The sequence below is a fragment of the Streptomyces pilosus genome (assembly GCF_014649835.1).
Classification (GTDB): domain Bacteria; phylum Actinomycetota; class Actinomycetes; order Streptomycetales; family Streptomycetaceae; genus Streptomyces; species Streptomyces pilosus.
Genome location: NZ_BMTU01000009.1, coordinates 128,183 through 154,964, shown reverse-complemented (window position 1 = coordinate 154,964; position 26,782 = coordinate 128,183). Strand labels below are relative to the sequence as shown.

General features: G+C 72.2%; 19 protein-coding genes. 7 read left to right on the top strand and 12 right to left on the bottom strand.

Going from position 1 to position 26,782, the window contains the following annotated elements:
- Positions 1-119: 119 nt before the first annotated feature.
- Positions 120-1,946: an AMP-dependent synthetase/ligase gene (locus tag IE118_RS22460; protein WP_189559796.1), complete on the top strand. Its 1,827-nt coding sequence runs from the start codon at positions 120-122 to the stop codon at positions 1,944-1,946.
- A gap of 127 nt (positions 1,947-2,073) precedes the next feature.
- Complete coding sequence (locus IE118_RS22455) at positions 2,074-2,865, top strand: aldo/keto reductase (RefSeq protein WP_189559909.1); 792 nt, start codon at positions 2,074-2,076, stop codon at positions 2,863-2,865.
- Positions 2,866-2,927: 62 nt separating this feature from the next.
- On the opposite strand, the gene IE118_RS22450 is transcribed toward IE118_RS22455, so the two are convergent.
- Together IE118_RS22450 and IE118_RS22445 are read right to left on the bottom strand one after the other, a co-directional pair.
- A complete protein-coding gene (locus IE118_RS22450) occupies positions 2,928-3,851 on the bottom strand; it encodes a class I SAM-dependent methyltransferase (RefSeq protein WP_189559795.1) in 924 nt (307 codons plus the stop codon).
- A 165-nt stretch (positions 3,852-4,016) separates the two neighbouring features.
- Positions 4,017-5,735, bottom strand: coding sequence for a glycoside hydrolase family 6 protein (locus tag IE118_RS22445; RefSeq protein WP_189559794.1), 1,719 nt, complete (start codon positions 5,733-5,735; stop codon positions 4,017-4,019).
- A gap of 494 nt (positions 5,736-6,229) precedes the next feature.
- Here IE118_RS22445 and IE118_RS22440 point away from each other — a divergent pair, with 494 nt between their 5' ends.
- From IE118_RS22440 to IE118_RS22430, 3 genes are all read left to right on the top strand, one after another.
- The gene (locus IE118_RS22440; RefSeq protein ID WP_189559793.1) at positions 6,230-9,145 is read left to right on the top strand and encodes a glycoside hydrolase family 48 protein; all 2,916 of its coding nucleotides are present in this window, start codon (positions 6,230-6,232) and stop codon (positions 9,143-9,145) included.
- 134 nt (positions 9,146-9,279) lie between these two features.
- A complete protein-coding gene (locus IE118_RS22435) occupies positions 9,280-11,925 on the top strand; it encodes a cellulose binding domain-containing protein (protein WP_189559792.1) in 2,646 nt (881 codons plus the stop codon).
- 197 nt (positions 11,926-12,122) lie between these two features.
- Positions 12,123-12,755: a hypothetical protein gene (locus IE118_RS22430; RefSeq protein ID WP_189559791.1), complete on the top strand. Its 633-nt coding sequence runs from the start codon at positions 12,123-12,125 to the stop codon at positions 12,753-12,755.
- A 73-nt stretch (positions 12,756-12,828) separates the two neighbouring features.
- Here IE118_RS22430 and IE118_RS22425 read toward each other — a convergent pair whose 3' ends face one another.
- The 3 genes from IE118_RS22425 to IE118_RS22415 are packed head-to-tail and all read right to left on the bottom strand — an operon-like array spanning position 12,829 to position 15,823.
- Complete coding sequence (locus IE118_RS22425; protein WP_189559790.1) at positions 12,829-14,700, bottom strand: rhamnogalacturonan lyase; 1,872 nt, start codon at positions 14,698-14,700, stop codon at positions 12,829-12,831.
- A gap of 38 nt (positions 14,701-14,738) precedes the next feature.
- On the bottom strand, positions 14,739-15,512 hold the full coding sequence (locus IE118_RS22420) for a class I SAM-dependent methyltransferase (RefSeq protein ID WP_189559789.1): 774 nt from the start codon (positions 15,510-15,512) through the stop codon (positions 14,739-14,741).
- 5 nt (positions 15,513-15,517) lie between these two features.
- Entirely contained in the window at positions 15,518-15,823 is a 306-nt protein-coding gene (locus IE118_RS22415; protein WP_189559788.1) for a 4a-hydroxytetrahydrobiopterin dehydratase, read from the bottom strand.
- Positions 15,824-15,952: 129 nt separating this feature from the next.
- Here IE118_RS22415 and IE118_RS22410 point away from each other — a divergent pair, with 129 nt between their 5' ends.
- Positions 15,953-16,774, top strand: a complete 822-nt coding sequence (locus IE118_RS22410) for a helix-turn-helix domain-containing protein (RefSeq protein WP_189559787.1) — start codon at positions 15,953-15,955, stop codon at positions 16,772-16,774.
- Here IE118_RS22410 and IE118_RS22405 read toward each other — a convergent pair.
- On the bottom strand, positions 16,756-17,181 hold the full coding sequence (locus IE118_RS22405) for a hypothetical protein (RefSeq protein ID WP_189559786.1): 426 nt from the start codon (positions 17,179-17,181) through the stop codon (positions 16,756-16,758). The two genes, IE118_RS22410 and IE118_RS22405, sit on opposite strands and share 19 nt — an antisense overlap.
- A 236-nt stretch (positions 17,182-17,417) precedes the next feature.
- Here IE118_RS22405 and IE118_RS22400 point away from each other — a divergent pair, with 236 nt between their 5' ends.
- Positions 17,418-18,281 (top strand): Sco1979 family transcriptional regulator, encoded by an 864-nt coding sequence (locus tag IE118_RS22400; protein ID WP_189559785.1) that lies wholly within the window; start codon positions 17,418-17,420, stop codon positions 18,279-18,281.
- A 19-nt stretch (positions 18,282-18,300) separates the two neighbouring features.
- On the opposite strand, the gene dnaK is transcribed toward IE118_RS22400, so the two are convergent.
- From dnaK to IE118_RS22370, 6 genes are all read right to left on the bottom strand, one after another.
- Positions 18,301-20,175 (bottom strand): molecular chaperone DnaK, encoded by a 1,875-nt coding sequence (dnaK, locus tag IE118_RS22395; RefSeq protein WP_189559784.1) that lies wholly within the window; start codon positions 20,173-20,175, stop codon positions 18,301-18,303.
- 96 nt (positions 20,176-20,271) lie between these two features.
- Complete coding sequence (locus IE118_RS22390; protein ID WP_189559783.1) at positions 20,272-21,015, bottom strand: glycerophosphodiester phosphodiesterase family protein; 744 nt, start codon at positions 21,013-21,015, stop codon at positions 20,272-20,274.
- A 79-nt stretch (positions 21,016-21,094) separates the two neighbouring features.
- Positions 21,095-21,523 (bottom strand): OsmC family protein, encoded by a 429-nt coding sequence (locus IE118_RS22385; RefSeq protein ID WP_189559782.1) that lies wholly within the window; start codon positions 21,521-21,523, stop codon positions 21,095-21,097.
- 98 nt (positions 21,524-21,621) lie between these two features.
- Entirely contained in the window at positions 21,622-23,424 is a 1,803-nt protein-coding gene (locus tag IE118_RS22380) for a vWA domain-containing protein (protein ID WP_189559781.1), read from the bottom strand.
- Positions 23,421-24,482, bottom strand: coding sequence for an ATP-binding protein (locus IE118_RS22375; protein ID WP_189559780.1), 1,062 nt, complete (start codon positions 24,480-24,482; stop codon positions 23,421-23,423). The genes IE118_RS22380 and IE118_RS22375 overlap by 4 nt, the downstream gene beginning before the upstream one ends.
- A gap of 138 nt (positions 24,483-24,620) precedes the next feature.
- Positions 24,621-26,705 (bottom strand): phage holin family protein, encoded by a 2,085-nt coding sequence (locus tag IE118_RS22370; RefSeq protein ID WP_189559779.1) that lies wholly within the window; start codon positions 26,703-26,705, stop codon positions 24,621-24,623.
- Positions 26,706-26,782: the final 77 nt, after the last annotated feature.

Here is a 26,782-nt window from a genome sequence, read left to right as displayed (position 1 = left end):
CAGCCGCGCGGGACGCTCGGCCCCCTCCCGCCCTCCGTCCGTGTGGGGTAGCTTTCACGGCGCCCTGCGGGACGACGAGGTCCCGCGGCAGTCCGGACGCCGAGGAGCGGGGAGCGGGTGTGCGCGAGATCAGCAGCCCTCCGTTCGCCCTGGAGCCTGCGAGGGGCGGTCTGGCCGACGTGGTCTTCCGGCATGCGGAGGAGGACCCCTCGCGGGTGGCGCTCGGCCGCAAGGACGCCACCGGCCGGTGGCGGGACGTGACCGCCGCCGAGTTCCGCGACGAGGTGCTCGCCCTCGCCAAGGGCCTGCTCGCGGGCGGTGTCCGGTTCGGCGACCGGGTCGCGGTCATGTCCCGCACCCGGTACGAGTGGACGCTGTTCGACTTCGCACTGTGGGCCGTCGGCGCGCAGGTCGTGCCCGTCTACCCCACCTCGTCGGCCGGGCAGTGCTACTGGATGCTGCACGACGCCGAGGTGACGGCCGCGGTCGTGGAGCACGAGGACCACGCCATGACCATCGCCACCGTCATCGACCGGCTGCCCCGGATGCGCCGGCTGTGGCAGCTCGACGCCGGCGCGGTGCAGGAGCTGTACGACGCGGGCGCCCACCTGGGCGACGAGGTGGTCCACCGCCACCGGCGGGCGGTCACGCCCGACTCGGTGGCGACGGTCATCTACACCTCGGGCACCACCGGGCGCCCCAAGGGCTGTGTGCTCTCGCACGGCAACCTCATGTACGAGGCCGACACCGTCGTCGCCCGCTGGGAGCCGGTGTTCCGCTCCCGCAGGGGCGAGGAGACGTCGACGCTGCTGTTCCTGCCGCTCGCGCACGTCTTCGGGCGGATGGTGCAGGTCGCGGCGATCCGCGGGAAGGTCCGCTTCGGCCACCAGCCGCAGCTGCACGCGGCGGCCCTGCTGCCCGACCTGGCCGCCTTCCGGCCGACGTTCTTCCTGGCCGTGCCGTACATCTTCGAGAAGGTGTTCGCCGCGGCGCGGCGCAAGGCCGAACGCGAGGGCCGCGCGGGCCCCTTCGAGAAGGCCGTCGACGTGGCCGTCCGGTACGCGGAGGCCGTGGAGGCGAAGGCGTGGGGCATCGGGCCGGGCCCGTCCGCGTCGCTGCGGATGCGGCATCAGCTCTTCGACAAGCTCGTCTACACCAGGATCCGCGCGGCGATGGGCGGCAGGATCCGGCACGCCATGTCGGGCGGTTCGGCGATGGACCGCCGGCTCGGGCTGTTCTTCTCGGGAGCGGGCGTGCACGTCTACGAGGGGTACGGGCTCACCGAGTCGACGGCGGCTGCCGTCGCCAACCCGCCCGAGCGCACCCGTTTCGGCACGGTCGGCCTGCCCGTGCCCGGGGTCACCGTGCACATCGCGGACGACGGCGAGATCCTGCTGCGCGGCGACAACGTCTTCCAGGGCTACCTGAACGACGCCAAGGCCACCGACGAGACCCTGCACGACGGCTGGCTGGCCACCGGCGACCTCGGATCCCTGGACGGGGACGGCTACTTGACCATCACCGGGCGCAAGAAGGAGATCCTGGTGACCTCCGGCGGCAAGAGCGTCTCCCCGGCGGTGCTGGAGGAGCGGGTCCGTGACCATCCGCTGGTCAACCAGTGCATCGTGGTCGGCAACGACCGCCCCTACGTCGCCGCCCTGGTCACCCTCGACGAGGAGGCCGTGGAGCACTGGCTGGCGATGCGCGGCAAGGCGCCGATGCCGCCGGCCGAGCTGGTGCGGGACCCGGACCTGGAGACGGAGGTGCGGCGCGCGGTGGTCACCGCGAACACCCTGGTCTCGCAGGCCGAGTCGATCCGCACGTTCCGCATCCTGGCGCAGCCGTTCAGCGAGGAGCACGGGCTGCTCACACCGTCGCTGAAACTGAAGCGCAGGGCGATCGAGAAGGCCTACGGGGACGAGGTCGAGGCGCTCTACCGCACCTGAATTGTGCGGTCAGGAATGCGCCACGGGCCGTGATCGTTGACGATGGGGGTAACAGCCGACCACAACCGAAGGATCGAGAGAGCTCGTGAGCAAGGTCCCCCCGATCATCCTGAACAACGGCGTCGAGATGCCCCAGCTGGGGTTCGGCGTCTGGCAGGTGCCCGACGCGGAGGCCGAGACGGCCGTGGCGACGGCTCTGGAGGCGGGCTACCGCAGCATCGACACCGCGGCGATCTACGGCAACGAGGAGGGAACGGGCCGGGCCCTCGCACGCTCGGGCGTCCCCCGCGAGGACCTCTTCGTCACCACCAAGCTCTGGAACAACGACCAGGGGTACGACTCCACCCTGCGGGCCTTCGACACCTCCCTGTCGAAGCTCGGCCTCGACCACGTGGACCTCTACCTCATCCACTGGCCGACGCCCGCCCGGGGCCGGTACGTCGACACGTACAAGGCGTTCGAGAAGCTGTACGCCGACGGCCGGGTCCGCGCCATCGGCGTGTCCAACTTCCTGCCGGAGCACCTGGACCACCTGATCGCCGAGACGTCCGTCGTCCCGGCGGTCAACCAGATCGAACTGCACCCGCACCTCCAGCAGCACGCCGCGCGTGACCACCACGCCGGGCACGGCATCGCCACCGAGGCGTGGTCGCCGCTCGGGTCCGGCAAGGGCATCCTGGAGATCCCGGCGATCGTGGCGATCGCGCAGAAGCACGGCCGCACGCCGGCCCAGGTGGTGCTGCGCTGGCACCTCCAGCTGGGCAACGTCGTCATCCCGAAGTCGGTGACGCCGTCGCGGATCGCGGAGAACATCGACGTCTTCGGCTTCGATCTGGACGACGAGGACCTCGCCGCGATCAGCGCCCTGAACGAGGACCGGCGCCTGGGCGCCGACCCGGCGGAGTTCAACGGCGGCTGACCGCACGGCACAGGGACGGCCTCCCCGGCACGGGGAGGCCGTCCGCGTTCCCGGCCGGACCGTCACACGGGACGCACCGCCGAGTGGACCGTGTGGGCCGCGAGGACGAACACGTCCGGCCGGTGGTGCACGCTCGCCCCGTCGTCGGGGTCGAGGAGCCGGTCGAGGGTGGCGCGGTCGCCGGCGTCCAGTTCCCCGCCGAGGACGTCACGGGTGTGGGTGAGGGCGGCGGCGACATAGGCGCGGGCCCGTTCCGTGGCCGGGGCGGGCAGGTCGAGCAGGAAGGTGCGCGAGCGGGTGTGGCGCAGGCCGGCCGCGGTCAGCAGGGCGGGCCAGTCCTCGACGACGGCCACCGAGCCCGGCAGTTCTGCGCGCATACGGCTGAACCGGTCCTGTTCCACCGCGTCGATGCGCGCCTGGAGTCCGGGGCGGCCGAAGCCGATGTCGCGGGGCAGGAAGCGGGCGGGCAGCCCGCCCTCCATCACCGCGAGCGTGCCGCCGGGGGCGAGCCGCTCGGCGCAGGCGGCCAGTGCGGCCCGCTGGTCGCCCAGGTGGTGCACGCTGCGGCTGGCCCACAGCAGGTCGGCCGGGTAGTCCAGATCGCCGAGCGCGTCGGGGAGTTCACCGGCGACGGTGCCGAACCGGTCGGCGACGCCCTGGCGTTCGGCGCGTGCCCGGGCGCGCTGCAGCAGCGGCTCGGAGCCGTCGACGGCCACCACCCGCGCGCCGGGGAAGGTCTCGGCGAACAGGCACGCGATGACGCCGGGCCCGCTGCCCGCGTCCACGATCAGTCCCGGTTCGGTCACCTCCTTCGCCAGCCAGTTCAGGGCGCGCTCGTACAGCGGGGCGAAGAGTTCCGCCTGCGTCTCCAGCAGGTGGGCCATCTCGGCCCAGTCGATGTCGCCGTCGTCGTGACCGTGTCCGTGCCCGTGTCCGTATCCGTGTCCGTGTCCGTGTCCGTGCCGGTCGTCGTGGTGGTGCGCCATGGGGTCAGCCTCTCCGCTCGGATGCCGCCAGCGTGCGACGACGCACCGCCGAGGGGCAAACGATGTTGCCGCTTCCGCAAAGGCGCGGTCCGGGAGAGGGCGTGCGGCGGTCCGCCGGGTCCGGGCACCGAGGGGCCGGGACCCGGCGGACCGGGGATCAGCCCGTCACGACAGCGGCGGGTAGGCGTTCTTCATCAGCTCCTGGAACTGGGCGGAGAACCAGTGCCCGGAGATCGGGGCATCGGGCAGGGCGCCCGACTTGTTGTTGTCGTTGCGCGGGTTGCCGGTGTACGTCGGGTCGCACATCCGGTCGAAGCCCTTGCCCTCGTCGTTGTCGATGGCCTTGCTCGCCCCGTCGGACTCGCCCGGGGGCTTCATCCACACGTACGCGTCGATCCCGGGCTCCGGGGACGCCTTGGGCCGCTCACCGAGGCCGGCTCCCGACTGGTTGCACCAGTTGCCCGTGTTGAACCGGCGGTCGTAGCGGCCGCCGTCGACGTAGGTGTCCACGCTGGTGGTGGCTCCGGGACCGGTGGGCCGGTTCGCCCCGCCCCAGCCGTTGCGGGAGGTGTCGATCAGCATGCCGATCTTCGAGTCGAAGCCGAGCGAGACCAGCTTGTCGCGCAGGGCCTGGGCGTAGGACAGCTCGTCGACGTACCGGTTCCAGCTGACCCACTTCGACTCGCGCACCGACTTGCCCGCCACGGAGTCGCCGATGGAGAAGTGGTCCTCCTTCAGCGCGCTGTAGTTGGCCGTGTTGGCGATGAAGCCGTGCACGTCGGCGACCGTGGCACCCTCGGCCGTCGCGGCCTGCTTGAACAGCTCCGCCGACGCGCCGAAGTTGTCGTCCCAGCCCAGCCAGCCGTGGTGGCCCGCGTCCACGTAGTTGTAGACGTTGGGCACGTCGCCGAGCTTGTTCAGGGCGTAGCCGACGCCCTTCACGTAGTTGCCGTTGGCCTTCATCACGTCGCAGTTGGGTGTGGCGGTGGCGCGCGGCGAGACGTTGGTGACCAGGTTCGGCAGGGAGTCGATCTCGACCGTGGTGACGATCCGCAGCGAGGCGTACTTCGGGTCGGCGAGGATGGTCTTGATCGGGTCGATGTACTGCGTCTTGTACTTGTCGATCTCCGTCGGGCCGAGCTCGCCGTTGGAGGCGAGGGCCGCGCAGTCGCGGCCGGGCAGGTTGTAGATGACCACCTGGAAGACGAGCTCGCCCGAGCCCTTCTGCCGCAGGGCCTCGTCGAGGTGGTCACGCAGGCTCATCTTGCCGTTGGCCCCGTTGACGGCCGCGATGCGGTCCATCCAGACACCGGTGGGCTGGTTGGCGATGCGGCTGCCGCCCGGCTCGGCGGCGGCGTTCTCGGACCACTCCGGGTTCACGTACACCTTGGCACCGCTGTACGGGTTGTCGACCCGGTTGCCCGGCGGGGGGTCGGTCGGGTCCGGCGGGTCGGTCGGGCCGCCGGAGTCGACGTTGCAGGTCACGCCGTCGAGGGTGAAGGTGGCGGGGACCGCGTTGCTGCCGCTGTAGGTGCCCTGGAAGCCGAAGGTGGCCGAACCCCCGGTGGCGAGCGTGCCGTTGTAGGACTCGTTGGCGGCGGTGACGTTCGCGCCGGACTGGGTGACCTTGGCGTTCCAGCCGCTGGTGACCTGCTGGTTGCCGGCGTAGGTCCACTTCACCGACCACGACGACTTCGCGGCGCCGTTGTTGGTGACCTTCACGGACGCGGTGAAGCCGGTGTTCCACTGGTTCTGCACCTGGTAGTCCACGGTGCAGGGAACGGCGGCCGCGCCGACGTCGCCGGGGACGGCTGCCATCGCCGTCCCGGCGGCGCCTGCGACCAGCGCCGTGGCGGCGAGAAGCGCGGTTCTGGTGCGACTCATGGTGCGGGTTTCCTATCCGTAGGGGGCTGTCCTTCGGGGCGCGCGCGGACGACCACGCGGCCTGGTGCCTTACGGGGGTGGGGGTGCCGTGCGGACCCGGTCGGTACGGGTCCCGCGGTGTCTGCCGGGAGGTGCGGGCAGCACACGACGGCACGTGGATCCCACAGGGAGGAGCGATCCCGCGTCAGGTGCTCCACACGTGCACGGGGTGGCTCAAAGTACTGAACGCGGGGGGTGGCGCATGAGCGACTCCTTGCAGCTCGGACGCGTCGTGGCGGACGCGTCGACTGATGGAACCGCTCCCACTGGTGCTCTTGAAGCTAGCGCCAAGTGACGGTGAAGAACAGGGGGACCACAGACTTTCGCGCAACTCGAATCGTCGAATCTTTTCGATTCTCCACAAGGCTTGACCGCCCATCCCCCCATCCCCACTATGGGAGCGCTCCCACTGGTTCAAGGCTTGACTTCACCGAGTCGCAGGAGGAACCAGCACCATGCATCCCCCACCCAGGAGACGCGGCGGCTTACGCCGGCTGCTGACGGCCGCGGCGGCGGCTCTGGCACTGCCGCTCACGATGCTCTCGACCGGCTCGACTCCCGCTCAGGCGGCCGCCGTCCAGTGCAGTGTCGACTACAAGGCGAACGACTGGGGCTCCGGGTTCACCGCGGAGCTGACCCTCACCAACCGCGGGACCGAGGCCATCGACGGCTGGACCCTGACCTACGGCTACACGGGCAACCAGCGGCTGGTGAACGGCTGGAACGGCACCTGGTCGCAGTCCGGCTCCACCGTGACCGTGAAGAACGCCGGGTACAACGCCCGGATCGCCGCCGGCGCCGCCGTCACGACCGGCGGCCAGTTCACCTACAGCGGCACCAACGCCGCCCCCACGTCCTTCGCGGTCAACGGCACCACCTGCGCCGGCGCCCACCAGCCGCCGATCACCGTGCTGACCAGCCCGGCGGCCGGCGCCGTCTACACACAGGGCGAGTCGGTCCCGCTCGCGGCCACCGCCGCGGCGGCCGACCAGGCGACGATCACCAAGGTCGAGTTCTACGACGACACCGAGCTGCTGGGCACCGACACCAGCGCCCCCTTCACCCTCTCGGTCGCCGGTTTGACCGTGGGCAGTCATTCGCTGGTGGCGAAGGCGTACGACAGCATGGGCGCCTCCGCGAGCTCGACGCCGGTCGGCATCACCGTCGCCTCCGGTCCCGCCGTGGTCGCCACCCCGTCCCAACTCGGCGTGCAGCAGGGTGAGTCGGGCACGTACGAAGTGAAGCTGTCCAAGCAGCCGAGCGCCAACACGACCGTCACGACGACGCGGGCGAGCGGCAACACGGGCCTGTCCGTCTCCTCCGGCGCCTCGCTCACCTTCACCCCGTCCAACTGGAACACCGCGCAGCGGGTGACGATCGCCGCCGACGCCTCCGGCAGCGGCTCGGCCGTCTTCGAGTCCACCGCGCCCGGCCACGCCAAGGCCGCGGTCACCGTGACGCAGCTGGGCGCGGCGAAGACGTACGACGCGCGGTTCCTGGAGCTGTACGGGAAGATCACCGACCCGGCCAACGGCTACTTCTCCCCCGAGGGCATCCCGTACCACTCGGTGGAGACGCTGATCGTCGAGGCCCCCGACCACGGTCACGAGACCACCTCGGAGGCGTACAGCTACCTGCTGTGGCTGCAGGCGATGTACGGCAAGGTGACCGGTGACTGGTCGAAGTTCAACGGGGCCTGGGAGATCATGGAGAAGTACATGATCCCGACCCGCGCCGACCAGCCGACGAACTCCTTCTACAACGCCTCGAAGCCGGCGACCTACGCGCCGGAGCACGACACCCCGGACGAGTACCCCTCGCAGCTCGACGCGGGCGTGTCGGTCGGCCCGGACCCGATCGCGGCCGAGCTGAAGTCCGCCTACGGCACGGACGACGTCTACGGCATGCACTGGATCCAGGACGTCGACAACGTGTACGGCTACGGCAACTCGCCCGGCAAGTGCGAGGCGGGCCCGGCGGACACCGGACCGTCCTACATCAACACCTTCCAGCGCGGTCCGCAGGAGTCGGTGTGGGAGACCGTCCCGCAGCCCACCTGCGACGCCTTCAAGTACGGCGGGAAGAACGGCTACCTGGACCTGTTCACCAAGGACGCCTCGTACGCCAAGCAGTGGAAGTTCACCAACGCCCCGGACGCCGACGCACGGGCCGTGCAGGCCGCGTACTGGGCGGACCTGTGGGCCAAGGACCAGGGCAAGGGCGCCCAGATCTCCGCGACGGTCGCCAAGGCCGCGAAGATGGGTGACTACCTGCGCTACGCGATGTACGACAAGTACTTCAAGAAGGTCGGCAACTGCACCAGCCCGTCCTGCCCCGCCGGCACCGGCAAGGACGCCTCGCACTACCTGCTGTCCTGGTACTACGCCTGGGGCGGTGCCACCGACACCTCGGCCGGCTGGGCCTGGCGCATCGGCTCCAGCCACGCGCACGGCGGCTACCAGAACCCCCTCGCCGCGTACGCGCTGAGCACCTACGCGCCGCTGAAGCCGAAGTCGGCGACGGGTGCGGCGGACTGGGGCAAGTCGATGCAGCGGCAGCTGGAGTTCTACCGCTGGCTGCAGTCCGACGAGGGCGGCATCGCGGGCGGCGCCACCAACAGCTGGGCGGGCCGGTACACGACCCCGCCGGCCGGCACGCCGACCTTCTACGGCATGCACTACGACGAGAAGCCCGTCTACCACGACCCGCCGTCCAACCAGTGGTTCGGCTTCCAGGCGTGGTCGATGGAGCGGGTCGCCGAGCTGTACCAGCAGACCGGCAACGCGCTCGCCAAGTCGGTCCTCGACAAGTGGGTGGACTGGGCGCTGTCCGAGACCACCGTCAACCCCGACGGCTCCTTCCTGATGCCGTCGACACTGCGGTGGTCGGGCAAGCCAGACACCTGGAACGCGTCGTCGCCCGGCGCCAACAGCGGCCTGCACGTCACCGTCACCGACTACACCAACGACGTCGGTGTGGCCGCGGCCTACGCCAAGACGCTGACGTACTACGCCGACCGCTCCGGTGACACGGAGGCTGCTACCACGGCGAAGGCGCTGCTGGACGGCATGTGGAAGAACAACCAGACCGCGCTCGGCATCGCCGTCCCGGAGACCCGCGCCGACTACAACCGCTTCGACGACCCGGTGCACGTCCCGAGCGGCTGGACCGGCACCATGCCCAACGGCGACACGATCAACTCGTCGTCGACCTTCGCCTCGATCCGCTCCTTCTACCAGGACGACCCCGCGTGGTCGAAGATCGAGTCCTACCTGGCGGGCGGCGCCGCGCCCACCTTCACGTACCACCGGTTCTGGGCCCAGGCGGACATCGCCCTGGCCATGGGCTCGTACGCGGAGCTTCTCGAATAGCCCCCGCCGACGCTCCGCGTACCGGCCCCGGTACCTGACGCCGGGGCCACCACCGGCCGGGCGGCCCTCGCAGGGCCGCCCGGTCCTCGCACGCTCCCCCCACCTCCCCTCCCCCCATGAGGAAGGAACGCACCGTGCGAAGAACCCGCATCCTCACGACCGTGCTCGCGCTGGCGGCCGGTCTGCTCGCCGGCGGTCCGCCCGCCCTGGCCGCCGGGGCTCCCGAGCCGGCCGCCCCGCTCGCCGCCGACACCTACACCTGGAAGAACGCGCGCGTCGACGGCGGCGGCTTCGTGCCCGGGATCGTCTTCAACCGCACCGAGAAGGACCTGGCCTACGCCCGCACCGACATCGGCGGCGCCTACCGCTGGCAGGAGGCCACGAAGAGCTGGACCCCGCTGCTGGACTCGGTCGGCTGGGACGACTGGGGGCACACGGGCGTGGTGAGCCTCGCCTCCGACTCCGCCGACCCCGACCGGGTGTACGCGGCGGTCGGCACCTACACCAACGACTGGGACCCGGGCAACGGCGCGGTGCTGCGCTCCGCGGACCGGGGCGCGAGCTGGAGGAAGGCGGACCTGCCGTTCAAGCTGGGCGGCAACATGCCCGGCCGGGGCATGGGGGAACGCCTCGCGGTCGACCCCCACGACAACGACGTGCTGTATCTCGGCGCGCCCAGCGGCCACGGGCTGTGGCGGTCGACGGACGCGGGTGCCACCTGGTCGAAGGTGACGGCCTTCCCCAACCCCGGGAACTACGTGCAGGATCCGGGCGACACCTCCGGCTACGCCTCCGACAACCAGGGCGTCGTCTGGGTCACCTTCGACGAGTCGACGGGCAGCGCGGGCACGGCGACGCGGACGGTCTACGCCGGGGTCGCCGACAAGGAGAACGCCGTGTACCGGTCGACGGACGCGGGCGCGACCTGGCAGCGGATCGCCGGTCAGCCCACCGGGTACCTGGCGCACAAGGGCGTCCTGGACGCCCGGAACGGCCACCTCTACCTCGCCTACAGCGACACCGGCGGACCGTACGACGGGGGCAAGGGCCGGCTGTACCGGTACACCACGGCGACCGGCACCTGGACGGACATCAGCCCGGTCGCGGAGGCCGACACCTACTACGGGTTCAGCGGACTGACCGTGGACCGGCAGAACCCGGGCACCGTGATGGCGACGGCGTACAGCTCCTGGTGGCCGGACACGCAGATCTTCCGCTCCACGGACAGCGGCGGCACGTGGACGCAGGCGTGGAGCTACACCTCGTACCCGGACCGTGAGAACCGCTACACGATGGACGTCTCGTCGTCGCCCTGGCTGACCTGGGGCGCGAACCCGTCGCCGCCGGAGCAGACACCGAAGCTGGGCTGGATGACGGAGGCGCTGGAGATCGACCCGTTCGACTCCGACCGGATGATGTACGGGACGGGCGCGACGATCTACGGCACGGAGAACCTGACCGCCTGGGACGACGACACCCCGTTCACCATCAGACCGATGGTGCGGGGCCTGGAGGAGACGGCCGTCAACGACCTGATCTCTCCCCCGTCGGGCGCCCCGCTGATCAGCGCGCTCGGTGACGTCGGCGGCTTCCGGCACACGGACCTCACCCGGGTGCCGCCGATGATGTTCACCCAGCCGAACTTCACGACGACGACCAGTCTGGACTTCGCCGAGTCGAACCCGGGGATCGTGGTCCGGGCCGGCAACCTGGACTCCGGCCCGCACATCGCCTTCTCCACGGACAACGGCGCCAGCTGGTTCGCGGGCACCGACCCTTCGGGGGTGAGCGGCGGCGGCACGGTCGCGGCGGCGGCCGACGGCAGCCGGTTCGTGTGGAGCCCGCAGGGTGCCGGCGTGCACCACGCGACCGGGTTCGGGACGTCCTGGTCCCCGTCGTCCGGCATCCCGTCCGGAGCGGTCGTCGAGTCCGACCGGGTCGACCCGAGGACGTTCTACGGCTTCAAGTCCGGCAGGTTCTACGTCAGTACGGACGGCGGCGCGACGTTCACGGCCTCGTCCGCGACGGGGCTGCCCGCCGGTGACAGCGTGCGCTTCAAGGCCCTCCCGGGTGCGCGGGGCGAGGTCTGGCTGGCGGGAGGGGCGAGCGACGGACCGTACGGCCTGTGGCACTCCGTGGACGCCGGAGCGACGTTCACGAAGCTGCCGGGCGTCGACGAGGCCGACACCGTCGGCTTCGGCAAGGCGGCGCCGGGCGCCTCCTACCAGACCCTCTTCACCAGCGCGCAGATCGACGGCGTGCGCGGCATCTTCCGTTCCACGGACCGGGGCGCGACCTGGACCCGCGTCAACGACGACGCCCACCAGTGGGGCTGGACCGGGGCGGCGATCACCGGCGACCCACGGGTGTACGGCCGCGTGTACGTGGCGACCAACGGCCGCGGGATCGTCTACGGCGACACCTCGGGCACGGGGCCCGGCCCGGACCCGGAGCCGTCCGGCGCGTGCGAGGTGACCTACCGGATCACCCACCAGTGGGCCGACGGCTTCCAGGCCGACGTCCGGCTGACCAACACGGGCCCGGCCGCCTGGAACGGCTGGTCCCTCACCTGGTCCTTCGCGGACGGCCAGCGGATCTCCCAGCTCTGGAACGGGTCCCACACCCAGTCCGGTCCGGCGGTGACGGCACGCAACACCGACTGGAACGCGAGGGTCGCACCGGGCTCCTCGGCCGCCTTCGGCTTCACGGCCACCAGATCGGCGGCGAACAGGGCACCGACGGCCTTCGAGGTGGGGGGCCGCTCCTGCGCCGTCCGCTGAGACCCCGCCGGTGGGGAGACACACCCTCCGCCCCACCGGTGACCGCGGGGCGGCCCCGGGTGCCCGGTCGCAGCATGACGGGCACCCGGCGGGCCGTACCGGCCTCCTCGTGATCTTGTGTCACGGCTCGGTGACGGTGGTCGGCACCTCGCCCGCGGGCGGTCTACGGTGTTCCGACGTTCTACCTTGGGGGGAATATGCGCGTTCGCGCCACCGCGGCCACGGCCGCCCTGCTCCTGGCCGCGCTCACCGCGTGCGGCGGCGGAGACGACGGCGGCACAGCAGCGAAGGGCAAGGCTTCCACGACCGCACCGGCGGTCGACTGCATGGACGAGAACATCAGCCAGGCCGACTGGATGGCCCACTGCTCCGACGAGGGGGCCGAACCGGGCGGGGACAGCACCGGCCGGCAGGCCACCGTGCTGGAGTTCGGGGAGTCCTACACGTGGCCGGACGGGCTGGAGGTGACGGTGGTGGACGCGAAGGTGTTCACCGACCACGACGAGGACCTGCTGGAGTCGCCGGAGCCCGGCAACACCGACTTCCGGGTGGGGCTGAAGCTGGAGAACGGCGGCACCGGGCCAGTGGCCCTGGACGACCTGTCGCTCATCGTCGAGGGGGCCACGAACGGAGGCGAAGCCGTCTTCACCCTCTTCTCGAAGGGGTCGCAGCCGCTGGAGGGCCGGCTGGCACCGGGGGTGTCGACGACGAAGAACCACGACAACAGCATCGAGTCCCAGTACGGCAGGAAGATCGTGGTGACGGTGCAGCGGAGCAGCGACGACTCCAGCCTCGCGTTCCCGGAGTTCAACGGCACGATCACGGAGTGAGCGGACGGCGCGGCGCCCCGCTTACCCGCCGGAACGGGCAAGCGGGGCGCCGCCGTTCGTGCCGGCCGGGGGTTCAGGGCGTGTAGACCGTCGGCCTCGGTGGGGTGGGCATGTCCGCGCCCAGGAAGAAGCCGGTGTGCGGAGGCTGGTTGTAGGCGGTGTTCTGCCAGGCCAGGGAGGTGCGGTAGAGGGTGTCGTGCAGGAGGGTGGTGATGCGGCGGTCGGTGTCGTGGGGGGTGGAGTAGATGCGCAGGGCCCGGTTGTCACCGGTGCGCCAGACGACCTCCTCGCGCCAGTCGCCGAGGATGTCGCCGGACAGTACCGGCGTGGCCTTGGTGCCGTTGTTCGACGCCACGCCCGCGCCGGTCAGCAGCCGGGTGTCGGAGGCCGTGCCGTACTTGTCGATGCGGGTGCCGTCCAGGAGTTCGCGGACTGGGTCGCCGTCCCACCAGGCCAGGAAGTTGGCGGAGGAGGGCTTGCGGCCCTTGGTGCCGCCGCCTTCGTCGCGGACGGAGCCGTCGGAGGACGACCACATCTCGGGGCCGGGGTCGCCCGCCCAGATGTCCCCGGCGACGCCGCGGCCGTTGTCGCAGCAGGCGGCGAGCTTCCAGCGGACGGCGCCGCTCGCGGGGTCGATGTAGAGGGCGGCCGGCTGGCCCGTGGACTCGGAGACCTTGTAGTACTCCAGGCCGGACGTCGACGGGTCGAGGTCGCCGAGGTGCTGGGCGTCACCGTGCCCCGTCCTCGTCGTCCACAGGCCGTTGCCGTTGTCGTCCACGGCCATCGAGCCGTAGACGATCTCGTCCCGGCCGTCGCGGTCGACGTCCCCGACGGAGAGGCTGTGGGAGCCCTGGCCGTCGTAGCCCTTGCCGCTGTTGGTGGAGGAATTGGTGTCGAAGGTCCAGCGGCGGGTGAAGGCGCCGCCCCGCCAGTCCCAGGCCGCGATCACCGTGCGGGTGTAGTAGCCGCGCGCCATGATCAGGGAGGGGCGGGCGCCGTCGAGGTAGGCCGTCCCGGCGAGGAAGCGGTCGACGCGGTTGCCGTAGGAGTCGCCCCAGGAGGAGACGGTGCCGCGGGCCGGGACGTAGTCGACGGTGGCCATCGCCCGGCCCGTGCGGCCGTGGAACATCGTCAGGTACTCGGGTCCGGAGAGCACGTACCCGCCGGAGTTGCGGTGGTCGGCGGCGGAGTCGCCGATGACCGCGCCGGTGCCGTCCCTCGTCCCGTCGGCGGTCTTCATGGCGACCTCCGCCTCGCCGTCGCCGTCGTAGTCGTACACCTGGAACTGCGTGTAGTGGGCGCCGGAGCGGATGTTGCGGCCCAGGTCGACGCGCCACAGCCGGGTGCCGTCGAGCTTGATGCCGTCGACGATCGTGTTGCCGGTGTGGCCGGACTGGGAGTTGTCCTTGGCGTTGGTGGGCTGCCACTTGAGGACGAAGTCGAGGGCGCCGTCGCCGTCGAGGTCGCCGACGGAGGCGTCGTTGGCCTCGTAGGTGTAGGCGACGCCGTCGGGGGTGGTGCCGCCGGACGGAGGGCTGAGGGGAACGTCCTTGTAGCCGCTGCGGAACTGGACGGCGTGCACCGAGTCGCCCTGCTCGGTGCCGTCGACCACCGCGCGGACGGTGTAGTCGGCGTGGGAGGGGGCGCCGGAGTGGAAGTAGGTGGTGGAGCCGGTGATCGGGGAGGCGTTGACCTTGGTGCCGGCCCGGTAGACGTTGAAGGCGACGGAGTCCGGGTCGGTGCCGAGCCAGCGCCAGCCGACCAGGTTTCCGGTGCCGGTGTGGACGCTGACGACGCCCCGGTCGAGCGCCTCGGCCTGGCGGGCGGTGGCGGCCCCGGCGGACGCCGGCGTCAGCGCGGTCGGGCCGGCTCCGGCCAGTGCGGCGACGGCGAGGGCCGCGGGGAGGAGGACACGGCGTCTGCGGTGCCTGTGGGGGTGGGTCACGGGACGGACCTCCTGGGAGGACGGACGGGTTCCGTCCCTCAGTCGCCGCCGGGGCCGCCCGGGTTGCCGGGCCCCGGCTTGCGGTACGCCCGGAGCCGGAACACCGGTTCGGGGCGAGGGCGTTCCGGGTCGGGGAGCGCGGCCAGACGGGCGGCGAAGTCCTCCGCGATCGGCTGCCCGGGCGGCAGGGTGACGAACCAGCCGCGGCGCAGGTCCTCGATGGTGCGGCGGGGACTGCGGCCCTGGCCGTGGCCGCGGAAGCGGGCCTCCCCCGCCGGGAGCAGCCCGTGCGCCACGGCGCAGGCCTCCACGGCGGCGGGGGCGTCGGACACCGGGCCGGCCGGGCGGGCGGCGAGGACCGCGTCGATGTCGCTGCCCACGTTGTGGGAGGCGCCCTTGCCGACGGTGGTGACGTAGACGCCGCCGGGCCGCAGCACGCGGGCGCATTCGCCGACGACCGCGTGGACGTCCTCCGCGCCGGACATGAGGTGCAGCAGCCACACGGTGACCACGGCGTCGAACCGTGCCTCGCCGAAGGGCAGCCGGCGGCTGTCCGCGCGGACCACGGCACCCGGCAGCCGGGACACCGCCATCCGGGTCATCGACCGGGCCAGGTCGACCCCGGTCACCCGCAGGCCGGGGCGCGCGGCGGGGAAGCGCCGGGTCACCAGGCCGGTGCCGCAGGCCGCGTCCAGCAGGTCCCGCGCGCCGGGGGGCACGAGACCCAGGACGGCCTCGGCGGCGGCCGCGGCGCGGGGTTCACCGCCGCGCAGGGCGTCGTACCGCTCCGCTTCCTCGTCGTAGTCCAGCACGCGCCTCAGTGTGCACCGTGGCCGGGCGCCAGGTCCTCCACCCTGCGGGCGAGATCGAAGTCCTTGGCGGTGACGGTGCCGCCCGCGCTGTGGGTGTGCACGGACAGGGACACGGTGTCGTAGCCGAGGGTGAGGTCGGAGTGGTGGTCCAGTTCCTCCTGGACCTGGGCGATGTGGACGACCATCGCCGTCGCCGCGAAGTGCGAGCCGAGCCGGTAGGAGCGGCTGAGGCGGTCCCCGTCGAGGGACCAGCCCGGCAGGTGCGCCAGCCGGTCCTCGATCTCCTTCTGCGACAGCGGTTCGACGGGCATGGCCTGCGCTCCTTCGACGGGTGACGGGGGCTCGTACCGGGCTCCCAGGCTGCCACAGGAGGGCCGCCGGGGCTCGGGCCCGCGGCGTCCGACTCCCCGGTCCGGCCGCTCGTCGACTACGGTCCTGACATGACCACTGTGCCGTCCCGAGCCGTTTCCACCGTCGAGGGCGTGGGCCCGCTGCTGCGTGCCTGGCGCGAGCAGCGGCGGGTCAGCCAGCTGGAGCTGGCCCTGCGTGCCGACTCCTCCGCCCGGCACATCAGCTTCATCGAGACCGGCCGCTCCCGGCCCAGCGAGGAGATGGTGCTGCGGCTCGCCGAGCAGCTGGAGGTCCCGATGCGGGAGCGCAACGCGCTGCTGCTGGCGGCCGGTTACGCGCCCCGGTTCCCGCACACCCCGCTGGACGATCCCTCGCTGGACGCGCTGCGGGACGGCATCCAGCGGCTGATCGGCGGCTTCGAGCCGTATCCGGCGCTGGTGGTGGACGCCAGGTACGACGTCGTGGCGGCCAACCGGGGCGTCATGGCCCTGTTCGACGGGGTGCCCGAGGAACTGCTGGAGCCGCCGCTGAACGCGGTGCGGCTCACCCTGCACCCGCGGGGGCTGGCGCCGCGGATCCTGAACCTGCGGGAGTGGCGCGGCCACCTGCTGGAGCAGATGCGGCGGCACATCGCGCTGCACCGCTCCGAGCCGCTGCGGGCGCTGTACGAGGAGGTCTCGGCCTATCCGGTCCCCGAGAGCGGCGAGCGGCTCGCGGAGGAGCCGGAGGAGCCGGTGGCGTACTTCGCGCTGCCGATGGTGATCGAGCACGAGGGGCGCCGGCTGTCGTTCGTGTCGTCGATCTCGACGTTCAACACCCCGATGGACGTGACCGTCGCCGAGCTGGCCGTGGAGACGCTGCTCCCTGCGGACCCGGCGACGGCCAAGTACCTTCAGTCCTGGTTGAGCTGACGTGCTCTCAGGGCCATGTGCTGGAGCACGGCGAAACCCGCCACGGTGAGCGCCTGGAGGACCGTCCACACCGCGCCCGCCGCGGTCGGGGTGAGCCACAGGGCGAGGGCGGCCAGACTCACCGCCGTCCAGGCGAGGTTGGCCTCGACGACGATCCGCACGCCGGTCGTCGGCGGATGCGGCCGGGCGGCCAGCAGGGCCACGCCCGCCGTGTACACCGCGAGGAACGCGCCCAGACCGAGCAGCAGACCGGAGCCGGCACCGAACAGGCGTCCGAGGGGACCCGACAGGGTGAGGTAGGCGAGCGCGTTGGCGCCGGTCACCGCGGCGTCGAGGGCGAGGAAGCGGCGCAGCATCCGCTGCGGCTCCACGGTCCGGGCGAGTACGGCGAGCTGGGTCGTGGACATGGTGGATCACCCTCCGTCGGGGTCGTTCGGGGCGGGTTCGGGCCGGGTCCCGGGCCGGAGTGCGCCGGCCCGGAACCCGGTACGTCCACGATCCCGTCAGGGCCCGTCCGGGTCGATTACCCGCCGGGTAATCGTGGTGGGGAGCAGGGAAACAGGGCGCTTCCCCTCGGCTCGTGAGAGTGTCGGAGGAACATGACAGACTGAGCGCATGCCCGGGCGCGTTGGGGAGGCGTGGCGTGAGTGAGCGGCGGGCCGCACCGACCGTGGGCCAGGTGGTTCTGGGAAGGCGGCTGCAGGAGCTGCGGGAGGCCGCCGGCCTCTCGCGGGAGGAGGCGGCCCGGATCCTGCGGGTGGCCCCGGCCACCGTGCGGCGGATGGAGACCGCCGAGGTCGCGCTGAAGATTCCCTACGTCCAGCTGCTGCTGACCGCGTACGGGGTGCCCGACAGCGAGTCCCTGGCGTTCGTGGAGCTCGCCGAGGAGGCGAACCGGCCGGGCTGGTGGCAGCGGTACCACGACGTGCTGCCCGAGTGGTTCAGCCTGTACGTGAGCCTGGAGGGCGCCGCCCGCATCATCCGTTCCTACGAGCCGCACTTCGTGCCGGGGCTGCTCCAGACGGAGGACTACGCGCGCGCCGTCCTGGAGGCCGGGACGATCGGCACCGCGGGCCCGGACGCGGTCGAACGGCACGTCTCGCTGCGCATGGAGCGCCAGCGGCTGCTGGAGCGGGCCGACCCCCCGCACCTGTGGGTGCTGATGGAGGAGACGGTGCTGCGCCGCCCGGTGAGCATCGACGGCCGGGTGATGCGCGACCAGCTCGACAAGCTGCTCGAGTACTCCGAACGGGACCGGATCACCCTGCAGATCGCCGAGTTCGCGGACGGGCCGCACCCGGGCACCTACGCGCCCTTCTCGCTGTTCCGCTTCGGCGAGCCGGAGCTGCCGGACATGGTGTTCACCGAGTACCTGACCGGTGCGCTGTACCTGGACTCCCGCAAGGAGGTCGCGGTGCACCTGGAGGTGCTGGACCACATGACCGCGCGGGCGGCCTCGGCCCAGCGCACCGAGAAGCTGCTGCGGGAGTGCCGGGAGCACTACTGAACCGGGGGGCGGGCCCGGTTCAGGCCGCTCCGTCCCGGCGTCCGCCGGTGTCCTTGTCGTCGTCGACGATCTCCGCGTCGACGACGCCCTCCTCCTCCCGCGGTGAGTCGTCCCGTTCGGTGCCCCCGCCGGGCGGCGGCGTGGCCTGCGCGTACATCGCCTGGCCCATCTTCTGGCTCACCGCGGCGAGCTTCTCCACCCCGGCGCGCAGCTCGGCCGTCTCGGCGCCCTCCCGTTCCAGCAGCTGCTTCAGCTCGGTGACGGCGGCCTCGACCTCGGACGTGGTGTCGCCGGGGATCCTGTCGGCGTTCTCCCGCAGGAACCGCTCGGTCTGGTAGACGAGTTGCTCCGCCTGGTTGCGGGTCTCGGCGCTCTCGCGGCGCTTGCGGTCCTCCTCGGCGTAGTTCTCGGCGTCGCGCATCATGCGGTCGATGTCGTCCTTCGGCAGGGCGGAGCCGCCGGTGACGGTCATCTTCTGTTCGCGGCCGGTGGCGAGGTCCTTGGCGGAGACGTGCATGATGCCGTTGGCGTCGATGTCGAAGGCGACCTCGATCTGCGGGATGCCGCGCGGGGCGGGCGGCAGGCCGGTGAGGTCGAAGACGCCGAGCTTCTTGTTGTAGGCGGCCATCTCGCGTTCGCCCTGGTAGACCTGGATGCCGACCGAGGGCTGGTTGTCGACGGCGGTGGTGAAGATCTCCGAACGGCGCGTGGGGATCGTGGTGTTGCGTTCGATCAGTGTGGTCATGATGCCGCCCTTGGTCTCGATGCCGAGGGACAGCGGGGTGACGTCGAGCAGCAGCACGTCCTTGACGTCGCCGCGGATGACACCGGCCTGGAGGGCGGCGCCGAGGGCCACCACCTCGTCGGGGTTGACGCCCTTGTGCGGCTCCTTGCCGGTGAGTTCGCGGACCAGGTCGGTGACGGCGGGCATCCGGGTGGAGCCGCCGACGAGGATGACGTGGTCGACCGCGGACAGCTGCACACCGGCGTCCTTGACGGCCTGGTGGAAGGGCTTCTTGCAGCGCTCCAGCAGGTCCTCGGTGAGCTCCTGGAACTGCGCCCGGGTCAGCTTCTCGTCGAGGTGCAGGGGGCCCTCGGCGGAGGCGGTGATGTAGGGCAGGTTGATGGTGGTCTCGGTGGACGAGGACAGCTCGATCTTCGCCTTCTCTGCGGCCTCCCGAAGCCGCTGCACCGCCATCCTGTCCTGCGCCAGGTCGACGCCGTACTGCCCCTTGAAGCGTTTGGTGAGGTACTCGACGACGCGCTGGTCCCAGTCGTCACCGCCGAGGTGGGTGTCGCCGTTGGTGGCCTTCACCTCGATGACGCCCTCGCCCATGTCGAGGAGCGACACGTCGAAGGTGCCGCCGCCGAGGTCGAACACGAGGACGGTCTGGTCGTTCTCCTTGTCCAGGCCGTACGCCAGGGCCGCCGCCGTGGGCTCGTTGATGATCCTCAGCACCTTGAGGCCGGCGATCTCCCCGGCCTCCTTGGTCGCCTGCCGCTGGGTGTCGTCGAAGTACGCCGGTACGGTGATCACGGCGTCGGTGACGTCCTCGCCGAGGTAGGACTCGGCGTCCCTGCGCAGCTTCTGCAGCACCCGGGCGGACAGTTCCTGCGCGGTGTAGCGGGTGCCGTCGACGGAGCCCTCCGCGGGGAAGCGCCACCGGGCGTCGCCCATGTGCCGCTTGACCGAGCGGGCGGTGCGGTCGACGTTGGTGACGGCCTGGCGTTTGGCGACCTCCCCGACCAACACCTCGCCGTTCTTGGCGAAGGCCACCACCGAGGGTGTGGTGCGCGCGCCCTCCGCGTTGGCGATGACGGTGGGCTCACCGCCCTCCAGCACGGCGACCACCGAGTTCGTGGTTCCCAGGTCGATTCCGACGGCACGTCCCATCGCTGTCCCCTTCCGCCAGGGCACCTCTCCGCACTTCCGGCACCTTCCAGCACAAAACTTGAGCGCCCTGTTGTCAATGGTTTGTTCGGGTGGTTGTCACCCGGGGGTGCGGGCGTCCGTGAGTCCGCGCAGTTCCACGGCCCGGCGGGGACGGTCCGTGATCAGCACGTCCACGCGCGGGTCGGCGAGGAAGCCGCGCAGGGCCGCGTCCTCGTTGACGGTCCACACCATGGTGAACAGTCTGTGACGCGCGGCCTCGCGCAGCACGGTGGCACGGGCCAGACGCTGGTGCACGGCCACCCCGTGGGCGCCGCAGGCGCGCACGCGGCGCATGGGCAGCAGCTCGCTGATCCGGGTGGCGACCAGGCGGCGCCGGCCGAGCCCCCTGCCGTCGCGGCCCAGGGAGAGGGCGGTGCGCACCCGCGGGTGGGCGGCGGTGACGGCGGCGACCGAACGGTCCTCCAGGGTGGTGGCGACGCAGCCGTCCGCACCGAGCAGGGCGACCGCCCGGCCGATCAGCTCCCGCTCGTATCCGGTCTCCTTGAGGTCCAGGTGGGCGACGAGCCTCCCGGCGACCCGTTCCATGACCTCGTCCACGACCGGCACCGGGTACCCGGCGCGCGCGTTCAGCTCGGCGTGGGTGAGCGTGGACAACAGCGGCCCGGTGTGCCCCGCCCGGGCGTCGTGGTGGACGACGAGGACGCCGTCCGCGGTGCGCCGCACGTCCATCTCGGCGTACTCCGCGCCCGAGGCGAGCGCGTCCTCGTACGCCTCCCAGGTGGCCGGGGCGGCGCGCTCGGTGCCTCCGCGGTGCGCGGAGACGGCGGGGCGTGGCGTCATGGTGTCGGCTCCCGGGGGGTGACGTGCCGCGGGCCGCCCCGGACGGGGCGGCCCGCGGTCGCCCGGCGCGGCGAGCGGATCAGGCGAGCTTCGCCGTCAGGGTGATGTTCGTGCCCTTCAGTGCCTGGCTGACCGGGCAGTTCACCTTGGCGTCCTCGGCCGCGGCGACGAAACCGGACTCGTCCAGGCCGGGGACGGTGCCCTCGACGGTGAGGTGGATGCCGGTGATGCCCTCGCCGGGCACGAAGGTGACGTCGGCGGAGGTGGTCAGCCTGGTCGGCGGGGTGCCCGCCTTGTCGAGTCCGTTGGACAGGGCCATGGAGAAGCAGCTGGAGTGCGCTGCGGCGATCAGCTCCTCCGGGCTGGTCCTGCCGTTCGCCTCCTCGGCACGCGACGCCCAGGTGACCGGCTGCTCGGCGATGGCGCCGGAGGAGTCGAAGGCGACGACCCCGCTGCCCTTGAAGAGACTGCCTTCCCAAACGGTGTGTGCGGAGCGCGTGGCTGCCATGACGCATCCTTTCGAAAAAGTCCGGCCGTGTGTCCGGGGGTGCTCGGTCCGGGTGCCCGGATCACCGGGCGCCCTCCCCCATCCGATCACATCACGGCTCAACTCACCCGGAAGACGGGCCCCCTCGCGGTGAACGGCAGCCGCGCGCCCTGCGGGATCAGGTACGCGTGCTCGCGCCGGACGCGCAGCACGTCGTCGCACCAGCCGTCGGTGATCACCAGGACGGGCGCGGTGGCGGGGAAGTCGTCGGCGCGCTGGAGGAAGTCGATGCCGGGCTGGAGGACGGTGCCGCCCCGGCCGCGCACCCGCACCCGTCCGGCGATCTCGGTGACCGGGAGGTATCCCGCGTCGTGCGGCGCCGCGTCGCAGAACACCACGCGGGCGGCCGGCACGTCGCGGGCCTCGGCGTAGGAGGCGATGGCGCCGAGCGCCTTGCCGAGCAGGACGCGGTCCATGGACCCGGAGGTGTCCAGGACGACGCCGAAGGTGCAGCGGGCGACCTCCTCGGGCGGGAAGTACCGGCCCGCGCGGGGAATGTCGGGGGTGGACGCCTGACGGCGGGAGGGACGGGCGTACGACCGGAGCGGTTCGGGCCTCGGCACGAACTCGTCGAACCAGCGGGCGAGCCGGGCGTCCCAGGGCACCGGGGGGTGACTGAGCGCCCGGATCTCCTGGACCAGGCCGGCGGGCAGGAAGCCGCGCTCCTGCCGGTCGTGCAGGTCCAGGCCCTGGGCGAGGCCGCGCCGGTAGAAGCCGTCGAGGTCGGCGAGGTCGCGGGGCGGGCCGAGGGGCTCGCCGAGGATGTCGCCGACCCCTCTGCCGCGCGGGGTGGCGAAGCGCCGGACGCGGCGCGGGTCGCCCGCGACGCGGTCGTAGACCTCCTCGGCGGACAGCCCGGCGAGGTCCTTGTCGTACAGCAGGCCCTCCGGCATGGTGCCGACCCGCATCTCCGCCAGCCAGCCGTTGACGACGAAGTCGCAGGCCACGTTGAACAGGAACGGGTCGCGTCCGCCGAGGCGGTCGCCGTGGCGCAGCGCGGCGTGCAGCATCTCGTGGGCGAGGACGAACCGCCACTCCTCCTCCTCGAAGCGCCGCAGCGGGTTGACGTAGATCTCGCCGGCCGCGGCGTCGACGGCCGCGACGGAGATGCCGTGGGCGCGGGCCAGTTCGGCGTCGGCGACGAGGGTGATGCCGGAGGCGATGCCGCCGAGCAGCGGGTAGGAGGAGACGAACCAGCCGAGCGCCCGCTCCCAGGGGTGCCGTGGGGCCGGCTTGCCGTCCAGGCTGTCGCGGCGGCCGCCCGCCATGTCCATCGCGGCGGACACGGTGCGGGTGAGGGCGGTGGCGAACGCCAGCTGGTGGTCCGGCGGCTGCCCGTAGTAGCTGTGCCACTCCTGGAGGAACAGGTCGGCCTCGCCGCCGGCCGTGCCGCACCGCTCGTACACGGCCGGGACGCCGTCGCGGCGCCAGCGCGCGGCGAGCCGCTCCTCGTCGCCGTCGGGGTAGGAGGCGGGCAGGTGGTCGGGGGTCCTGCCGACGGGGAAGCCGAGCAGGAAGCGGTTGACGACGACGCAGCGGGCGGCGAGCTCGCTACGGTCGGGCTGTTCGCGGCTGCCCCGGGCGGCCGGGACGTGGCCGAAGCCGAGGTGGAGGACGGCGTGCGCGAGGGCCCACGCCCACGCGCCCGGGTCGGCCATGCGGTCCGGGTGGGCGTGCAGCACGGCCTCGGAGTCCACGCGGACCAGCCCGTCGCGGGGCGCCAGCTCGCAGTCCTCCCGGCGGCAGACGTCGAACTCGACGGCGTTCAGCGCGGGGTTGGTCCGCACCAGTCCGAGTCCCGCCTCGAACGCCTCCAGCGCGAGGTCCCGCTTCTTCGGCCCCTTCGCGCGGGCGCCGCTCACCGGCGCGCCTCCACCAGCCGCGGCATGTCGCGGGCCGCCTCGACGAGGAACCAGGCCGGCAGGACCGGGTTGCCGTCGTGGTCGGAGGCGATGACGGTCTGGGCGACCTCGACGGAGATCTCGGCGAGCTGCACCAGCAGCGCCTTGGCGCGGTACGCGGTCTGCCGGCCGTTCGCCGACATGTGCTCCTTGCTCGCCGGGAGTTCCTTGACCAGGCGTCCGCGGAAGGACTCGGCGAGGTAGTAGAGCAGGTCGCGGTCCTCGAGGCGGTGCGGCCAGCGGGCCTCGCCCTTGATGACGGCTTCGATCCCGAAGCGGCTGCGCACGATCTTGACGTAGCCGCAGAAGGCGGTGGCGTGCGCGGGGGTGAGCGTGCCGTGGGCCAGGACCTTCAGGGTGTCCTCGTCGAGGTCGCGGCCGAAGGAGTGCAGCGCGTCGGAGAGCATGTGCCAGGAGCGGGGCGTGGAGAACGGCTCCTCGGTCTTCGGGGGCTTGGACCACAGGTGGTCGGGGCGGTCGGCGAGGTGATCGGTGATCCAGGGGTGGATGCCGTTGTTCCCCGCCCAGACCAGCCAGTCCCGGGCGGACACCTCGAGGTGGACGTGGGTGAGCCGGTTGACGAGCGCGGAGGCGATGGGGCGGGCCAGCGCGTTGTCGGTGGCGCGGTTGCCGGCGCCGATCACGATGGAGCCCTTGGGCAGCTCGTAGTCGCCGATCCGGCGGTCCAGGATCAGCGAGTAGAACGCCTTCTGCACGTCCGGGGTGGCCGCGTTGAGCTCGTCCAGGAACAGGCAGTAGGGCTCGTCGCGGGCGATGGCCTGCGGCGGGCAGAACACCGAGCGGCCGTCGCGGATCTGCGGCACACCGATCAGGTCCTCCGGGGCGAGCTGCGTCCCCAGCAGGCTCACGCACTCCAGTCCCAGGCTCTCGGCGAACTCCCTGACCAGGGAGGACTTCCCGATGCCGGGCGCGCCCCACAGGAACACCGGCCGCACGGTCGCCAGACCGAGCAGCAGTTCCGGGACACGGGCGGGAGTGACGGTGACGGCTGCCTGCACGCAGGGGCTCCTGGCAATCGGGGGAGGACGCGGGGGCGCTCGGATCGCCCGCGGCCGGGGCGGGCACGGATCACGCGGGGGCGCCGGGACCAGTCAACTGTGCCCGGCGCGCACGGGGCAACGCCTTTTCCGGGCCGCTCAGGCGGCGCGTTCCCGGGGCGGTGCCTCGGGCAGCTCCGCCTCGTCCGACTCCGTGAGCCAGCGTCGCAGCACCCGGTGGACCTGCTCGGCCCCGGCGAGTTCGGTGCCCTCGGGGACGGGCGGCGACAGGGTGAGCGGGGACAGCAGGAAGGGGCGCGCCTGCGCGCCGCCGAGCCCGCCGTGGGAGCCGATCTGCTCCTCGAAGGCGAGCACCTCGCCGTCCGCGGGGTCGTGGAAGGAGTTGACCATGATGTCGGCGGTGTGCGGGAAGGTGTGGGTGCGGCGCACCGCGTCGGCCGCGCCGGGGCCGAAGGCGGCCAGCGGCCCGGGGTCGTCGTCCAGCTCGTCCAGCGGGATCTCCGCGCCGTACGCGCCCAGCACGACCCCGCCGTGGCGTTCGCTGCGGACGAGGAGGAAGCCGATGCCGGGGTGGTTGGCGAGGGTCGGCAGCAGCGCGGGGTGACGGGCGTCGATCTCCTCCTTGGTCATCCGGTGGGGCACGTCCGGGAAGGAGACCAGCCCCAGGTTGCCGGAGGCGAGCACGATCGGTTCCGAACCGCGGGAGGGGCGGTAGTGCTCGGCGCCCTCCTCGACGGGCCGGCGCAGTGCCGCCCGGACGGTGGCGCGGGCCTCGGCGCCGCTGTGGGTGCGCCGGGCGCGGCGCGGCACGGGCAGTCCGCAGCCGGCCCGCACCAGGTCGCCCAGGGTGAGGCCGTAGCGGTGGCGGAAGGTCTCGCCGGGGCTCTGACCGTGGTCGGAGAGGACGACGATGCGGTACGGGCGGGGCGCGTGCTCGGCGACGTTCTCGATCAGGGCGAGGGAGCGGTCGAGGCGCTGGAGGACCTTCTCGGTGTCCCGGCTCACCGGCCCGGAGTGGTGGGCGACCTCGTCGTAGGCCACCAGGTCGGCGTAGACCGAGCTGCGGCCGGCCAGCACGTCGCCCGTCACGGCGGCGACCACCACGTCCCGTTCGACGACGGTCGCGAAGGCCCGCACGAACGGGTAGAGGCCGCCGCGCGAGACGCGCGGGCGCTGCTTGCGCAGCCGGGCGCGGGTGGACTGGCCGATCTCCCGGCCCACTTCGGCGACGAAGGACAGCGCGGTGCGCACCGCGTTGGCGGGGTCGGAGAAGTAGGCGAAGTACCCCGCGCGGGAGCGGGCCTGCGGTCCGCGGCGCCGGGTGGCTATGGACAGCACCAGGGCCTGTTCGTCGGCGCCGCCGCCGAACAGGTTGCCGCGGCTGGCGCCGTCGTCGGCGAGGAGTCCGGCGTGGCCGGAGTACTCGATGGCACGGGCCTGGAGCTCGGCGGCGCTGGTGGGCCGGTTGCAGACCATGACCTCGCGGCGGGACTTCTCGTACCAGCGGAAGGCGGGGACGTCGTGGTTGCTGCCGTGCAGGATGCCGAGCTGGCTGGCGCCGGTCTGACTGGACCAGTCGGTGCGCCAGCGGGTGAGGCGGTGCGAGGGGTGGTCGCCGCCGTTGCCGGTGCCGAGCCAGCGGGCGACGGTGGGCATCAGGCCCTTGTCGACGGCGTCGAGGAGCACGTCGTGGCCGACGCCGTCGAGTTGCAGGAAGACGGTGCCGGGCGTGGCCGGGCAGGGCGGCGTCGAGCGGCGTCTTCGGTCGGCGAGGCGGTAGAGCCTGCTGCGGTAGGCGTCGTCGTCGCGCACGGCGAGGCCGGCGCCGGTGGCCGAGGCGACGGCGGACATGACCGCGGCGACCACGACCGCCGTCTCGGGGGCGGCGGAGCCCCCTTCGACCGGGTTGACGTACAGGGCCAGCCAGAGCAGGGCGCCGTTGAGGAAGAAGACCAGCAGGCCGAGGACGAGTGCCGGGACGAGCAGCAGCAGGCGCACCAGCAGCGGCCAGACCAGGGCGGACAGCAGGCCGAAGGCGCCGGCTCCGAGGGCGGCGGTGACCGCGATGTCGGTGGCGCTGCCGCCGTCGGCCGAACGCAGCCGGAAGTCCGGCAGGATCCCGGCGAGCAGCAGCATGGTGAGCGTGGAGACCACCCACACGGTGACACTCCGCCCGATCTGACTGGCGACCCGTCGCCAACGCCCGCCACCCACGCCCCGCACACCTCACGTCCCGGCCGGTCCGGCCCATATCCACCCTGTCACAACGACCGGAGCAGGCGTTTCGTCCCCGGCCGCGG